We start from the raw sequence: 15,467 nt of genomic DNA, 5'->3' as shown, positions 1-15,467 counted from the left end.
TATTTCGCCACAATCAGTGATTAACTTTTATTCAGAATGGGTAAATTTTCTTGCAGAATGGTGATTATCTGAGCACTAAATACCGCGAACGTTAAAACGCACAGCGAAAAATGCTGAGGTTATCCATAAGCAACGCGAAAAAAGATCAATCTATATATAAAAAAATACAATGGATTATGTCACAAAATCGTTAACAGACAGGGAGAAGCCGGTCTAACAGGCGTTTTGGATACTCTGGTGGGGTAAGGTCATAATGCAAAAAGGGCTAACCTTGCGGTTAGCCCTTTTCAGAATGTGGTCGGCGAGAGAGGATTCGAACCTCCGACCCACTGGTCCCAAACCAGTTGCGCTACCAAGCTGCGCTACTCGCCGAATGCGGAGCGCATCTTACTGCTGAGGTGCGCCCCCGTCAATCCCTTATTTTCAAAAAGCCATTCAACTGGCGATATTCTCGCCAGAGCAGCTACTGCGCGGCTTTTGCACTGTTATCAGGGAGTTTACACCAGTTGTTGTTTTCGTTAATTCCACCATCCGGTGAGGTATAGCCGAGACAACCCATGATGGTGTCATACAGCTCAACGTGACGACGCGGCACCTTCATCTCCGCCTCTTTCTTCAGCTGAGCAAACATCTTCGCTTTCTGCGGGTCTTCCAGATACTTGTCGGACATCCACACCATCATTGGCACGCGGAACTGCTCCGGCGGCGCCATCTTGCGTGGCGTACCGTGCAGATGCTCGTATTCATTGATGGATTCACCGTGGTCCGCCGCATAGAAGACGATCGCTTTCTTATCACGAACCTGGTCAATCACCGTATCAATAAAGTGATCCACATACATCACGGAGTTGTCGTAGGAGTTAATCAGCTGCGCTTTGGTGCAGTCTTTATCCACCCCGACACATTCCGGCGTCCATTTGGCAAAGCTACGCGGATAGCGTTGGGTGTAATTAAAGTGCGACCCTTTGGTATGCAGGATGATCATGTGCTTACCATCAGGCTTACCGTTGAGAGAGAGTTTCATCTCATCTATCAGCAGCATGTCATCGACAGGTTTTCCGCGGTTGCGCGCCTCTGCGCCAATCTGCTCGCGGTAGGAAATATTTTGCGCCATGGTGTTGCTGTAGAACCACATCTCGCTCTGCATCGCATAGAGGTCAGACGTAAATCCAAGCTGATGCAGCACCGAGAAGACGTTTTGCTCTTTTAGCGTACGCTGCGGGTTGTCGCTCGCCCCGCCCTCGCGCACAAACATGCAGCGCAGGGAGAGCTTGGTGGCGGTATCACAGGAATAGCCACGATAGGCAATCAGGTTCTTTTCCTGCGCCAGTTTCGGCGTGGTATCTCGGTTATAGCCGAGAATACCCATATGATCCCAGCGCGTGGTCTCTCCGATAATAAAGACGACGTAGGTATCGTCGATATCCTTTGGCGCAACATAGGTAAATTTCTTCGCCGGGTTTATCAGCGACTTATTATCCGAGGATTCATCCACCTGCGCCCACGCATACAGCCCCAGCGCGGAGATCCAGTTAGACGGCAAATACGAGTTGGCGACCACACCGCCATAGCTTGGCAGATCCACGCCGGAGGTACGTTCATCATTCTTCTGCTTCACTTCCAGCAGGCGAATCGGCCCCCAGACCATCAGGCCCGCCAGCAACACCACGGCGACGCTTCTGAATCGCTTTCCGGGCGTGCGGATCTGGTGAACCAGCGTGTAGCGGCAGCGGTTGCTCCAGATGAGCAGCAGCGGCAAGGCGCTGACGGCCACCAGCCAGAGAATAAAGTGGAGCCCTACAACCTCTTTAGAGAGGTCGATATCCGTGGTCATCACCGAGGCAATAATGCCGTAGCCAATCACCACGTTCATAAAGGTCATGTAATAGCTGGCACCCGCCGAGCACAGCACGATAAACGTTGCCAGCACTCGCCACACGCGACGGCCAAACAGGGTAAGAATACGGAATAAAAAGAAGGTGACCAGTACCGCAGCGACCAATTCGACAACCGCTGCAATTCCTTTCCAGACGGTAAAATCATGCGCATAACCGTCAAACCGACGAAAAAAAACTGCGCCATTCATAAACAGGCCGATGTACAACGCCAGCAAAAAGCAGAGCTTTTGTTGCGCCATCGATTTAATGTATTTCATGCAAGCTACCCGGAACAAGGGACAGTACCACCGCCCACGCTGATTATTACGTGGGCAGATTACATATACGCACAGGGGATCGTTCAGTGAAACGACGACAGGCGTGGTAAGTAGACCACAGAGGAAGGGAAAAGTGGCAGCAGAGTGTGTGATCGGTACAGTTATTTACAAAAAACACTTCAGGAATTTGACAACGCCAGCAAAGCCTCGGTTTTCACATAAGAAACAGGCCGGATAACCGGCCTTATTTAACGTCTCAGGCATGCACCTCTTTGAAGACTTCACGCTGCGGCTGACGAATCGTCGTGGACAGTGCCAGCGAGATAATCAGCAAGGCAAAGATCACGCAGAAGGTCACGTAGAACCCGCCGAACAGGGAGGCAATCAGCGAGCCGCAGATACTGCCAATCCCGAAGCCCAGATAGATAACCCCATAGTTTTTCGCCAGATTGTTCAGGCCAAAGAACTCGCTCACCAGTGACGGGAAGACGGTAATGGTGCCGCCGAAGTTAAAGGCCACGCAGGCAATCGCCGCGAAGAAGGTGGCTTCATTCAGCGGAGCGAACAGCAGCGCCGCCATACCGACCAGCGAGACCACCTGGCCAATCGTAATCACGCGGATGCGGGCAATTTTGTCAGACAGGATACCGAGGACCAGACGACCCGAGAGGTTAGCAATGGAGATCACGGTCACCGCGTTGGCCGCCGTGGCTGCATCCAGTTTCACCATCCCCTGCGCGATATCTTTCGCCACGCCGATGACATACAGACCGCTCATGCAGGCCGTCAGGAACATCACCGCCAGCATCCAGTACTGTGGCTTACGCATGGACTGCGCGAGGGTGAAGTCGTTCTCCACCACGCCGTTTACAGATTTCACTTCCTGCTGCGGCGCATCTTTCATCAGCGTGGCGCCGAACAGAATCATCACCAGCACGATAGCGCCCCAGATCATGAAGGTTTTTTCGAGACCGACGGACGCCAGCAGATGGGCGTCGATAAATTTGAACCCGAGGCTGCCCAAACCGTAAGAACCAATGGCAAACGCCGAGATTAAGCCTTTACGTTCCGGGAACCACTTCACGCAGTTTGACAGCGTCAGCAGATACCCCGCACCGTCCGCCAGCCCCACCAGCACGCCAGCGCTTAGCCACAACATCATCAGGTTGCTTGAATGCGCGGTCAGGAAAAAGCCCAGACCCAGCAGGATACCGGACGCCATGGTCACGCGCTTCACGCCAAAACGCTCCTGCAGCTTGCCCGCGACGGAAGATGAAATCGCCAGACCCAGGCTCAGCAAACCAAAGGAGAACGCGACCTGACTGACCGGGGCGCCGAGTTTGTCGGAAAGCGCACTGTTAAACAGGCTCCAGGTATAGACCGACCCCAGCGCAAACTGAGTGACGATGGTACCAAAGAGCGTGAGCCAGCGCGTGCGGTTATAGGTTGATGTGTTCATGGCAGTTGTCCTGCAAGAGAAATTAAGGAAGTTCGCTGAGGACAACGATAAACAAAACCTTAATATGCCTGGGGTAAAACGGCATGAAATGCAGGCGGAACGGAATGAAATGCCTGGAATCGGGAATGAATGACCTGGCACGGGAATAAAGCGATAGCGTGTTAGTACCTGCTATCGCTGTAAACCCTGTGGTTGTTGTATTCGAGATGTTATCGTAACGTTTAAAAAAGTAACAATTCTAGAAATTCGCGCTGACGCCGAGGGTGTATAAAAACTCCTCACCGGTAGTGGTATGCTCCCCCTGAGCCAACGACGCATAGGCCGCCATGTGGGTATTAAAGGGAATATCCGTTCCTACGGTGACATCCATCCAGCTACCGTTTTGAGCAGGGGCGGGCGTTTGTGGCATACCAAACTGCGATTTCCACTGATTTTCACCAAACTGCTGGTTATAGCTGATCTGCGCCCAGGGCCGGAGATCGCCGTACTGGGTATTCACGCGCCACCCCAGCGTGCTGATGCTGGCATGCCAGAGCGGGTCCGTGACTGACTGTGTCGACGCGCTATCCCCAAACTCGTTGATCATCATGGGAGCCGTGCCGTCATAACGCCACGCCACCACCGGGCCAGTGCTGATGCGCGCTGAAACGGGAAAATTCCAGCCCACGCTCATCGCCCCCTCTGCCGTACTGCCAGACGGTATATTCAGGGCAAGACCTGGGGCGTTTTGCGAAGACTGAATACGCTCAGCGAGAATATCCTCATAGCGCGGTTGGTGATCCGCATCCCATGTATAGCGTTCCGCCGTATTATTTTGAGCGTCTGAAACGATATATTCCTGTTGCCAGGCAGACGCTGTATTACAAAAAAACAGGCAGGCTGAAATTCCCACCAGGCCAGACACAGCATGGCGACCACTGATTTTTTTTATCATCATCAACGCGACCCCAGAGAGAGCCGAATTCGGCGATATTTGTCGTTATTCAGGAAGAGCTTATAGCCCTGTATTAACTATTGTCTTTATAGTAAACACGTCAAGCCGGTCAGAACGAAATTTTTGCGAAATCAGTATCAATAAGGGAGATGACGGATGGAACGTTGCGGTTGGGTAAGCCAGGATCAGCTTTATATCGACTATCACGATCGGGAATGGGGCGTGCCGGAAACGGATGGCAAAAAGCTCTTTGAGATGATCTGCCTTGAGGGCCAGCAGGCGGGGTTGTCATGGATTACGGTACTGAAGAAACGCGAAAATTACCGCAACGCCTTCCATCAGTTCGATCCCGTCGCCGTCGCCGCGATGACCGATGAGGACGTGGAACGACTGGTGCAGGATGCCGGCATCATCCGCCATCGCGGTAAGATCCAGGCCATCATCGGTAACGCACGGGCTTATCTGGCGATGGAACAAAACGGCGAATCATTTTCAGATTTTGTCTGGACGTTTGTGAACAACACTCCGCAAGTCACGCAGGCCGCCACGCTCGCGGACATCCCGGCCTCCACCCCAGCCTCGGATGCGCTCTCGAAGGCCCTGAAAAAACGCGGCTTTAAGTTTGTCGGCTCCACCATCTGCTACGCCTTTATGCAGGCCTGTGGCCTGGTCAACGACCACGTTACCGGCTGCTTCTGTCATCCGGGAGGCCATCATGATCCGCAAATGGCAAAGTGAAAATACCGCGCCGCTTCTGAGCCTGTGGCTTGAAAGCACCACAGAAGCGCATCCATTTATCGCGCCGAATTACTGGAAAGAGAATGAGGCCATGGTGCGGGATGTTTACCTGCCCTCCGCTGAAACCTGGGTCTGGGAGCAGGACGGCGAAACTTGCGGATTTATCAGCGTGATGCAGTCTCAGTTTGTCGGCGCCCTGTTTGTAGCGCCGTCATGCATCGGGAAAGGGATCGGGCGCGCGCTGCTGAACCATGTTCAACAGCGCTTCCCGCACTTAACCCTGGAGGTGTATCAGAAAAATGTCCGGGCGGTGAACTTCTACCATGCGCAGGGCTTTCGCATTGAAGACAGCGCCTGGCAGGATGACACCCAGCACCCGACGTGGATCATGAGCTGGCAGGCGGATCAAACGCCGTTAAGGTAAGCTCGGGACCCGTATATTTCTCGACCCAGGCCAGCGCCGTGTTTCCTGCGCAGCCATTCCCCAGCTTCGAGCTGGGGAGATCTTTGGTCAGCACGTTAACCGCCCCGTTTTTGCAGATACCGCCTTCGGCGAGCTCAAGGTCAGGCCATGCGCCCTGATGAATGCAGATCACGCCCGGCTTAATCCCGTCGCTCACCACCGCCCCTGCCAGCACCTGCCCGCGTGAGTTCCAGACGCGCACCACGTCGCCGTCCGCAATCCCGCGCGCTTTCGCGTCGAGGGTATTCAGCGTGATCGGCTCTCGTCCGGCGACCGCATACTGCTCGCGCAGGGAGGTATAGTTAAGCTGACTGTGCAAACGGTGCGCAGGATGGGCAGACAACACCTGCAGCTGATCCGGCCGGGCGTTGCCGTGCCATTCGTCCGGCTCGAGCCACGTGGGATGGGGCGGGCAGTCAGCATAGCCAAAGCTGGCGATGCGCTCACTGTAGATCACAATCTTTCCGCTCTCGGTTTTCAGCGGATGGTTCTCCGGATCGCGTCGAAAATCAGCGAAACGAACAAACTGCGCGTTCTGTTCGCTCTCCGGCATTTCAATAATCTGGTTCGCCTCCCAGAACTCAGCAAATGGCGGAAGCGTCACGCCCTGCGCCGCGCCGCGCTGCCCGGCAATCTGGTAGAACGTCTCCAGCCATTGCAGATCGCTTTTCCCTTCAGTAAAACGCGCCCGACCGCCCGCTTCCCACAGTTCGCTCAGTTCAGCAAACACGTCAAAATCGTCACGCGCTTCATCACGCGGGGCGACAACGCGCTTCATCGGGACCATATGTTGATTGCTGTAGTCGCCGGTCATGGTGAGATCGTTACGCTCAAACGAGGTGGTCGCCGGGAGGACGATATCGGCGTGTTTCGCCGAGGCGGTCCAGAAGCACTCGGAGATCACCACCAGCTCCGGCTTCTGCCAGGCGCGGATCAGGCGATTGGTATCCTGATGGTGCGTGAAGTTTGACCCGCCCGCCCACCAGACAAATTTAATATCCGGGAAGTGGCGGTCCAGACCATTGTGCTGATAGAAACCGCCCGGATTTTCCAGGGCTTCAACAATACGCGCCACCGGGATTTTATCCACCGCATCCACGCCGCCCTGCACCGAGCCCTGCAAAGACGCCAGCACCGCCGCTTTACGCGTGGGGTTACCGCCATTGGCAAAATGATAGGAGAGACCAAAACCGCCGCCCGGCGTACCGATCTGCCCAAGCATCGCGGCAAGGGTCACCAGCATCCAGTGTTTCTGCTCGCCAAACTGCTGGCGCTGCATCCCCCAGCCGGACATTAACATCGTGGCATTTTTATGGAATAACGCCGCCAGTTCGCGGAGTTTATCCGCAGGAACGCCACAAATCTCTGCTGCCCACTCTGCCGTTTTCGCCACGCCATCGGACTGGCCCGTCAGGTAGTCGGCGAACTTATCGAAGCCGGTGGTACAGCGCGTCAGAAATTCGACATCGTGCCAGCCGTTTTCCACCAGCGTATGGGCGATACCCAGCATCATTGCCACGTCGGTGCCCATATGCGGGGCAACCCACTCGGCGCTGTCGCCGAAGAAATCCAGGGTTTCAGAGCGCATCGGGTCAATGCAGATGATGCGCTTGCCGCTTTTGCGCAGCGCGTCGAAATAGCCAATGCCCTGCTCGTCGCTGGCATTCCAGGCAATTTTCAACGTGTTAAGAGGGTTAGCGCTCCACAGCACCACCACATTGGTATGCTCCAGCACCAGCGGCCAGCTGGTCTGCTGCTGATACACTTCGTTCCCGCCCACGACGTACGGCATGATCGCCTGCGCCGCACCGGTGGAGTAATCCCCCAGATGACCGGTATAGCCTCCCGCCAGGCTCATATAGCGCTGCAGCAGCGTCGACGCCTTATGCAGCACCCCGTTAGAGCGCCAGCCGTAGGACCCGGCGAAAATGGACGACGGACCGTAACTGTCGCGAATGCGCTTGTGCTGGGTGTGGATCAGCGCCAGCGCGTCATCCCAGCTCACGCGAACAAACTCATCCTGCCCGCGAATACCCTGCGGCTTGTCCGGCGAGGCCAGAAAACCTTTACGCACCATCGGCCAGCGCACGCGCGTTTTGCTATGCACCTGATCGCGAACGACGGTCTGTAAAGAGTTGGGATGTTGTGTTGGCAATGCTCCGCGAGACGACAGAACATTTTCGCCATCGGTTTCGACCAGCATCGGCCCCCAGTGGGCGGCGGTCAGAATGGTTTTCGTTGAGGTGCTCAAGCGTGCGCTCCTGGTTGCGTGCAGGTTTACGGCCTTCTTGTTGAGGCCGTTTATGGTTTGTCACAAATTTCAGAGTTATACCCGGAATTTTCTCCGTATCTGGACGTCATAATCAACTGCCACGCTCGCCGTGGCAAAGAATAAAAAGGATTAAGGAAAGAAGATGAAAAAACGCGTACTCGTTATTGCCGCTCTGGTGAGCGGTGCCCTGGCTGTTTCTGGCTGCACAACCAACCCTTACACCGGTGAACGCGAAGCGGGTAAATCCGGCATTGGCGCGGGTATCGGCTCGCTGGTCGGCGCAGGCGTTGGGGCGCTCTCCTCCTCCAAGAAAGACCGCGGCAAAGGCGCGCTGATTGGCGCAGCGGCGGGCGCAGCGCTGGGCGGCGGCGTCGGTTATTACATGGACGTGCAGGAAGCGAAGCTGCGCGACAAAATGAAGGGAACCGGCGTGAGCGTGACGCGCAGCGGCGATAACATCATCCTGAACATGCCGAACAACGTGACCTTCGACAGCAGCAGCGCAACGCTGAAACCGGCTGGCGCGAATACCCTGACCGGCGTGGCGATGGTGCTGAAAGAGTACAACAAGACCGCGGTGAACGTGATGGGCTATACCGACAGCACCGGCAGCCAGGATCTGAACATGCGTCTGTCCCAGCAGCGCGCCGATGCCGTGGCCAGCTCGCTCATCACCCAGGGCGTTGAAGCAAACCGCATCCGCACCAGCGGCATGGGCCCTGCCAACCCTATCGCCAGCAACAGCACGGCGGAAGGCAAAGCGCAGAACCGCCGTGTTGAGATTACGTTAAGCCCAATTCAGTAGGTAAAAGCAAAACGGCAACCCCGTTGCCGTTTTTAGTGTTTGCGCCCTCTCCCGTGGGAGAGGGTTGGGGTGAGGGCATCAGACCGCAACCTCCGGTAAGCGCAGCGCCACCAGGCAAATTACTTGATTCGTCCGATTTTCCCGCTAAGGTATTCTCACTAAATTCAGGGAAATCAGTGATGAGCAAACCAGCCCGGGCCACCATCAGCGACGTGGCGAAAGCCGCCAAAACCGGTAAAACCAGCATTTCGCGCTATCTTAACGGCGAGAAACACCTGCTGTCCGATGCGTTGCTGGCGCGTATTGAACAGGCCATTGCCGATCTCGACTACCGTCCCAGCCTCATGGCGCGCGGGCTCAAACGCGGCCGCACCCGCCTTATCGGGCTGATCATCGCCGATATCACCAACCCCTACTCCGTGAACGTGCTCAGCGGTATCGAAGCCGCCTGTCGCGAGAAAGGCTTTACGCCGCTGGTCTGTAATACCAACAACGAAGTCGACCAGGAGCTGCATTATCTCGACCTGCTGCGCAGCTATCAGGTAGAAGGGATTGTGGTCAACGCGGTAGGCATGCGTGAAGAAGGATTAAATCGCCTGCAGCAATCCTCCCTGCCCATGGTCCTCATCGACCGTAAAATCCCGGAATTTGCCTGCGACGTGGTCGGGCTGGACAACACCCAGGCCGCGACGACCGCCACCGAACATCTGATTGAACAGGGCTTCGAGGCCATTCTGTTTCTGAGTGAACCGCTGGGGATGGTCAACACCCGTCGTGAACGCCTGAGCGCATTTCGCGCCACGCTGGAGCGTTATCCCGGCGTGATCGCCGAAAATGCCGAAACGCCGCTGCACGAAGCCGCGCAGCTCGACAACACCCTGCGTCAGTTCCACATGCGCCATCGCGGGATGCGAAAAGCCGTTATCTCCGCCAACGGGGCGTTGACCCTGCAGGTTGCCCGCTCGCTCAAGCGCATTGGCCTGCACTGGGGCAGCGACATTGGTCTGCTGGGATTCGATGAACTGGAATGGGCGGAACTGGCTGGCGTAGGCATTACCACCCTCAAACAACCCACCTGGCAGATTGGCTATGCTGCTGTTGAACAAGTGGTTCGTCGTATTGAAGGCACCAGCGATGCCGTTCGCGAGCAGGTCTTCTCCGGAGAACTGATCGTTCGTGGCTCTACCGCGCGTTAAATTTCCCTTGTGATAGCGATCATAAATTCAACATCCTGACCTTTTCTTTGGAACCGGTTCCATCTAGCGTAATAGTATTGATATGTTGCGATGGAGTCCGAAGATGGGCAGGAAAATTATGGTGGTCACCGCCGCGTACGGTGCGGAACAGGTGCGGCAGGCGGGCGGTCAACGGGCAATGCTTCCCGTTATTGCTGGCGCGGGGGCAGACGGCGTGGAGATCCGCCGCGAGCTGTTCAACAGCGAAGAGCTGCTGGCGCTGCCTGCGCTGGGCGAATCCATTGAGCTGCTGGGCCTGCTGGCGTGCTACTCCGCACCCGCCGCCCTGTTTATGCCCGACGGCACCCTCAACCCGGACCTGCCCCACTATCTCTCTGAAGCCAACACCCTGAACGCCCTGTGGCTGAAGGTTTCCCTCGGCCATTTCAGCGACACGCAACCACTCGACGCCCTGCGTACGCTATTGAACACCAGCGGTATGGCGCTGGTCGTGGAGAACGATCAGACCGACTGCGGACAGCTCGCGCCCATGCAGCGTTTCCAGGCCGCCTGTCGGGAAATGGCGCTCCCCGTCACGCTGACCTTCGACATGGGCAACTGGCTGTGGGTGGGCGACTCGCCGGAAGAGGCCGCGCGTCATCTGGCCCCTGCGGTGAGCTATATCCACGTGAAAGCCGCCGTGCCGCATAAAGATAACTTCCGCGCCGTCGCACCGGACCGCGCCGATGCGCGCTGGCTGGATCTGCTCGGCCAGCTGCCTGCCGATGCCCCGCGCGGTATCGAATTCCCGCTGGAAGGGTCGGATTTAACCGCCGTTACCCGCCATTACGTCAACCTGCTGCGCGAGGAGTAAACCATGCACAAGACGCTGGATGTCATCACGATTGGTGAAGCCATGGCCATGTTTGTTGCCACCGAAACGGGCGAACTGAGTGCGGTGGAGCACTTTATCAAACGCGTCGCAGGCGCAGAACTGAACGTCGCGACCGGCCTGGCGCGTCTCGGCCTGAACGTGGGCTGGGTCAGCCGCGTGGGGGATGACAGCTTTGGCCATTTCGTTCTCGATTCGCTGAAAAAAGAGGGGATTGATGCCGCTGGCGTCACCCTCGACGGACGCTTCCCTACCGGCTTTCAGCTTAAATCTAAGGTCGAAAATGGAACCGATCCCATCGTGGAGTATTTCCGTAAAGGCTCGGCCGCAAGCCACCTCTCTGTCGCGGATTACCACGCCGATTACTTTGCCTCCGCGCGCCATCTTCATCTGAGCGGCGTGGCAGCCGCGCTGTCTGCCAGCTCGTATGAACTGCTGGATCATGCGGCAGCTACCCTGAAAGCCCAGGGCAAAACGATCTCGTTCGATCCGAATTTGCGCCCGGTGCTGTGGAAAAGCGAAGCGGAAATGGTGGAGAAACTGAACCGTCTGGCATTCAGGGCGGACTGGGTTCTGCCAGGCCTGAAAGAAGGGATGATCCTGACCGGCGAAAGCACGCCGGAAGGCATTGCCGACTTCTACCTGAATAAAGGGGTAAAAGCGGTGGTGCTGAAGACCGGTGCCGATGGCGCATGGTTTAAAACGACCAACGGTGAACAGGGCGCGGTCGCGGCAGTGAAGGTCGAGAACGTGGTCGACACCGTCGGCGCGGGCGACGGCTTTGCCGTGGGCGTGATTAGCGCCCTGCTGGAAGGCAAAACGCTGCCGCAGGCCGTCGCGCGAGGCAACAAGATTGGCTCGCTGGCCATTCAGGTGCAGGGCGACAGCGAAGGATTACCAACGCGAGCACAGCTCGGCGTTTAAATTCTCTCTCCCTGTGGGAGAGGGCCAGGGTGAGGGCAGCAAGCCGCACCAAATAATTAAGCCACCGTGTACCCTACAGACAACGGCGGTAACAACCTCAACAACAGAGGCAAGCCTATGAACAGTTCGACCAATGCAGTAAAACGCTGGTGGTACATCATGCCAATCGTGTTTATCACGTACAGCCTGGCGTACCTTGACCGTGCCAACTTCAGCTTCGCGTCCGCAGCGGGGATCACCGAGGACCTCGGGATCACCAAAGGTATCTCCTCCCTGCTGGGTGCCCTTTTCTTCCTGGGCTACTTCTTCTTCCAGATCCCCGGCGCGATTTATGCGGAACGCCGCAGCGTGCGTAAGCTGATCTTTATCTGTCTGATCCTGTGGGGCGCCTGCGCGTCACTGACCGGCATGGTGAACAATATTCCTGCCCTGGCCGCCATTCGCTTTATCCTCGGCGTCGTTGAGGCGGCGGTTATGCCCGCGATGCTGATCTACATCAGCAACTGGTTTACCAAATCTGAGCGCTCGCGCGCGAATACCTTCCTGATCCTCGGTAACCCGGTCACGGTACTGTGGATGTCGGTGGTGTCGGGCTACCTGATCCAGTCCTTCGGCTGGCGCGAGATGTTTATCATTGAAGGGGTGCCGGCGATTATCTGGGCCTTCTGCTGGTGGGTGCTGGTGAAAGATAAACCTGCCCAGGCGAAGTGGCTTTCCGAAGATGAAAAAGCGGCGCTGCAGGCGCAGCTGGATAAAGAACAGCAAGGTCTGAAGGCGGTACGTAACTATGGTGAAGCCTTCCGCTCGCGTAACGTGATCCTGCTCTGCGCACAGTATTTTACCTGGAGCATTGGCGTGTACGGCTTTGTGCTGTGGCTGCCGTCCATTATCCGCAGCGGCGGTGAAAACCTCGGCATGGTCGAAGTAGGCTGGCTGTCATCCGTACCGTATCTGGCGGCAACCATCGCGATGATTATCGTCTCCTGGGCGTCGGACAAGCTGCAGAACCGCAAGCTGTTTGTCTGGCCGCTGCTGCTGATTGCTGCCTTCGCCTTTATTGGCTCCTGGGCCGTGGGCGCAAACCACTTCTGGGTCTCTTATACGCTGCTGGTGATTGCCGGTGCCGCCATGTATGCCCCGTACGGACCGTTCTTCGCCATCATCCCCGAGATGCTGCCGCGTAACGTTGCGGGTGGCGCGATGGCGCTGATTAACAGTATGGGTGCACTGGGTTCGTTCTGCGGCTCCTGGTTCGTGGGTTACCTGAACGGTGCCACCGGCAGTCCGTCCGCATCGTACATCTTTATGGGGGTGGCGCTTTTCGCCTCGGTGTGGCTTACTCTGATTGTTAAGCCTGCTAATAATCAACAACACCCTGTCGGCGCTCGCCACGCCTGAATCCTTAAAAAAATCAACGGAGATTAGCATGAAGCCGTCCGTCATTTTGTATAAAGCCCTGCCGGAAGATCTGCAGAAACGTCTTGAAGAGCACTTCACCGTTACGCAGGTGAAGAACCTGCGCCCGGAAACCGTGGCACAGCACGCCGACGCGTTCGCCAGCGCCGAGGGCCTGCTGGGTTCAAGCGAAAAAGTGGATGTCGCCCTGCTGGAGAAAATGCCGAAGCTTCGTGCTACCTCAACCGTTTCAGTTGGTTACGACAACTTCGACGTGGATGCCCTAAACGCCCGCAAGATCCTGCTGATGCATACGCCGCATGCTCTGACGGAAACCGTGGCCGATACGCTGATGGCGCTCATGCTCACCACGGCCCGTCGCGTGGTGGAAGTGGCTGAGCGCGTCAAAGCGGGTGAATGGACAAAGAGCATTGGTCCGGACTGGTTCGGTGTGGATGTTCACGGCAAAACGCTGGGCATTGTCGGTATGGGGCGTATCGGGCTCGCGCTCGCGCAGCGCGCGCATTTTGGTTTTAACATGCCGATTCTGTATAACGCGCGTCGCCATCACAGTGAAGCCGAAGAACGCTTCAACGCCCGTTACTGCGAGCTGGATACCCTGCTGCAGGAAGCCGATTTTGTCTGCCTGGTTCTGCCGCTGACGAACGAAACCCGTCATCTGATCGGCAAAGAGGCGTTTGAAAAAATGAAGACGTCCGCCATTTTCATCAACGCGGGTCGAGGCCCGGTGGTGGATGAGAAGGCGCTGATTGAGGCCCTGCAAAACGGTGAGATCCATGCAGCAGGTCTGGACGTGTTTGAGCAGGAGCCGCTGCCGGTGGATTCGCCACTGCTTTCGCTGCCTAACGTGGTTGCCCTGCCCCACATCGGCTCAGCCACCCATGAGACGCGCTACAACATGGCGGCCACCGCGGTTGATAATCTGATTGCCGCATTAGGTGGAAAGGTGGAGATAAACTGCGTGAACCCGCAGGTGCAACGGTAGAAACGAAAAAACCCGCCAGAAGGCGGGTTTTTAAATTCTTTGCTACTGGGTTGGAAGCTTACAGGCTTACAACGTTACCAGCTGCTGGGCCTTTAGCGCCGCTTTCGATGGTGAAGGACACTTTCTGACCTTCGTCCAGAGATTTGTAGCCATCGTTCTGGATAGCAGAGAAGTGTACGAACACGTCTTTAGAGCCATCGTCAGGAGTGATGAAGCCGAAACCTTTATCAGCGTTGAACCATTTTACCAGACCAGTCATTTTAGCAGACATAGAAATTACCTTATTAACAAATATATTGTGCCTTCCGGCTTGATGGATTGCGTTACAGATTTTTAAGCGATGAAGGAAGGGTCACTACGAAGGGTATCTATGGATAACAATCTGGACTGCTTTACTAAACTGCTTTAGGTCTGTGTAACAAACCGACGGGAACAGTTATACCGATGTGGTAGAGGAATGACAAGCGTTATTTTCTGTATGCATAAAAAAACCCCGCCAGAAGCGGGGTTTTTCGTCTTATTCTGTGGCAGTGACTGCCGCACTCCAGGCCTGGCTAAAGGCCTGATGCTGGGAGGCCAGCGGCCCAATCAGCGTATTGTACTGGCTTGCCTGCTGCGAGGTCGGGAACTGAATACCGTTGGCAACAAAGCTCACCTGCGTATTCTGCTGGGCGATAAAGTCACCCACCTGGACCAGCTGCTGCGTGAAGATTTGCGCGGCTGGAATCAACGGCTGCAGTGCTTCAGACGGTTTGGTCACCACTTTCTCATACACTTTGTCGAAGACCGGTTTGAGATCGTCGCCCTGCTTCAGCGCAGAACGTGACGCATCAGCCTGCATTTTCGCATTTTGCAACTGCTGGCTCAGCACGCCAAGCGCACCGTTGGACTGGCGCAGCGGTTCACGCTGCGTCATGTAATCCTGTGGAACGCGGATGGCGTTCACGCTATCCACTACCGGGCGGATACCGGAATCCATCGCCTGGCTGACCTGCTGTGAATAACCATAAAGAATGGCGTAATCGGACACGAAGGGGCCAAACTGTTTTTTCTGATCCGCAGTCAGCGTCGGCAACCGCTCGCCGCTGCGCATCACTGTATTCTGCAGAAAATCGATAAACGCTTTGCGCTGATCGCCTTCTTTATCAAAACACCCACTCAGGCTAACAACCATCAACAACGCCGCAATAGGCGCAAACCAGCGAGAGCAGGACTTTCCTGTCGCCATTTTATTACTCCTTTCACCCAA

General features: G+C 56.1%; 14 protein-coding genes and 1 tRNA gene. 8 read left to right on the top strand and 7 right to left on the bottom strand.

The window, feature by feature from the left end; translation table 11 throughout:
* Positions 1-295: 295 nt before the first annotated feature.
* The 4 genes from KGP25_RS01335 to KGP25_RS01320 all read right to left on the bottom strand — a co-directional run bounded on the left by KGP25_RS01335 (position 296) and on the right by KGP25_RS01320 (position 4,551).
* A tRNA-Pro gene (locus KGP25_RS01335) sits at positions 296-372 on the bottom strand.
* 91 nt (positions 373-463) lie between these two features.
* Positions 464-2,155 (bottom strand): kdo(2)-lipid A phosphoethanolamine 7''-transferase, encoded by a 1,692-nt coding sequence (gene eptB / locus KGP25_RS01330; RefSeq protein WP_048226604.1) that lies wholly within the window; start codon positions 2,153-2,155, stop codon positions 464-466.
* 256 nt (positions 2,156-2,411) lie between these two features.
* Positions 2,412-3,614 (bottom strand): MFS transporter, encoded by a 1,203-nt coding sequence (locus KGP25_RS01325; RefSeq protein WP_008502767.1) that lies wholly within the window; start codon positions 3,612-3,614, stop codon positions 2,412-2,414.
* Between the two features lie 238 nt (positions 3,615-3,852).
* A complete protein-coding gene (locus tag KGP25_RS01320; protein WP_048226602.1) occupies positions 3,853-4,551 on the bottom strand; it encodes an autotransporter domain-containing protein in 699 nt (232 codons plus the stop codon).
* 153 nt (positions 4,552-4,704) lie between these two features.
* Between KGP25_RS01320 and tag the strand changes: the two genes are divergently transcribed.
* Entirely contained in the window at positions 4,705-5,286 is a 582-nt protein-coding gene (gene tag / locus KGP25_RS01315; protein WP_045907859.1) for a DNA-3-methyladenine glycosylase I, read from the top strand.
* Entirely contained in the window at positions 5,264-5,710 is a 447-nt protein-coding gene (locus KGP25_RS01310; RefSeq protein WP_048028040.1) for an N-acetyltransferase, read from the top strand. The genes tag and KGP25_RS01310 overlap by 23 nt, the downstream gene beginning before the upstream one ends.
* Here KGP25_RS01310 and KGP25_RS01305 read toward each other — a convergent pair.
* A complete protein-coding gene (locus KGP25_RS01305; RefSeq protein ID WP_245405060.1) occupies positions 5,673-7,952 on the bottom strand; it encodes a molybdopterin guanine dinucleotide-containing S/N-oxide reductase in 2,280 nt (759 codons plus the stop codon). The genes KGP25_RS01310 and KGP25_RS01305 overlap by 38 nt on opposite strands.
* Positions 7,953-8,163: 211 nt before the next feature.
* On the opposite strand from KGP25_RS01305, the gene KGP25_RS01300 reads away from it, so the two are divergent.
* The 6 genes from KGP25_RS01300 to ghrB all read left to right on the top strand — a co-directional run bounded on the left by KGP25_RS01300 (position 8,164) and on the right by ghrB (position 14,218).
* Positions 8,164-8,826: an OmpA family lipoprotein gene (locus tag KGP25_RS01300; protein ID WP_024909080.1), complete on the top strand. Its 663-nt coding sequence runs from the start codon at positions 8,164-8,166 to the stop codon at positions 8,824-8,826.
* Between the two features lie 179 nt (positions 8,827-9,005).
* Complete coding sequence (locus KGP25_RS01295) at positions 9,006-10,022, top strand: LacI family DNA-binding transcriptional regulator (protein ID WP_045907861.1); 1,017 nt, start codon at positions 9,006-9,008, stop codon at positions 10,020-10,022.
* Between the two features lie 103 nt (positions 10,023-10,125).
* Positions 10,126-10,875, top strand: a complete 750-nt coding sequence (locus KGP25_RS01290) for a hypothetical protein (RefSeq protein ID WP_025910491.1) — start codon at positions 10,126-10,128, stop codon at positions 10,873-10,875.
* Positions 10,876-10,878: 3 nt separating this feature from the next.
* Positions 10,879-11,817, top strand: a complete 939-nt coding sequence (locus tag KGP25_RS01285) for a sugar kinase (protein ID WP_126348576.1) — start codon at positions 10,879-10,881, stop codon at positions 11,815-11,817.
* 117 nt (positions 11,818-11,934) lie between these two features.
* Positions 11,935-13,215, top strand: a complete 1,281-nt coding sequence (locus KGP25_RS01280; RefSeq protein WP_045907864.1) for an MFS transporter — start codon at positions 11,935-11,937, stop codon at positions 13,213-13,215.
* Between the two features lie 28 nt (positions 13,216-13,243).
* A complete protein-coding gene (ghrB, locus tag KGP25_RS01275) occupies positions 13,244-14,218 on the top strand; it encodes a glyoxylate/hydroxypyruvate reductase GhrB (RefSeq protein WP_069720483.1) in 975 nt (324 codons plus the stop codon).
* A gap of 58 nt (positions 14,219-14,276) precedes the next feature.
* On the opposite strand, the gene cspA is transcribed toward ghrB, so the two are convergent.
* Both cspA and KGP25_RS01265 read right to left on the bottom strand, forming a co-directional pair.
* Positions 14,277-14,489 (bottom strand): RNA chaperone/antiterminator CspA, encoded by a 213-nt coding sequence (gene cspA / locus KGP25_RS01270; RefSeq protein ID WP_003860775.1) that lies wholly within the window; start codon positions 14,487-14,489, stop codon positions 14,277-14,279.
* A 246-nt stretch (positions 14,490-14,735) separates the two neighbouring features.
* Positions 14,736-15,446 carry a DUF3053 domain-containing protein gene (locus tag KGP25_RS01265; protein ID WP_024909075.1) on the bottom strand — a complete coding sequence of 237 codons (711 nt, stop codon included), beginning with the start codon at positions 15,444-15,446 and terminating at the stop codon, positions 14,736-14,738.
* Between the last annotated feature and the right edge of the window lie 21 nt (positions 15,447-15,467).

This window comes from Enterobacter sp. JBIWA003 (assembly GCF_019968825.1).
Taxonomy (GTDB): domain Bacteria; phylum Pseudomonadota; class Gammaproteobacteria; order Enterobacterales; family Enterobacteriaceae; genus Enterobacter; species Enterobacter quasiroggenkampii.
This window is presented reverse-complemented; position numbering and strand designations above follow the sequence as displayed.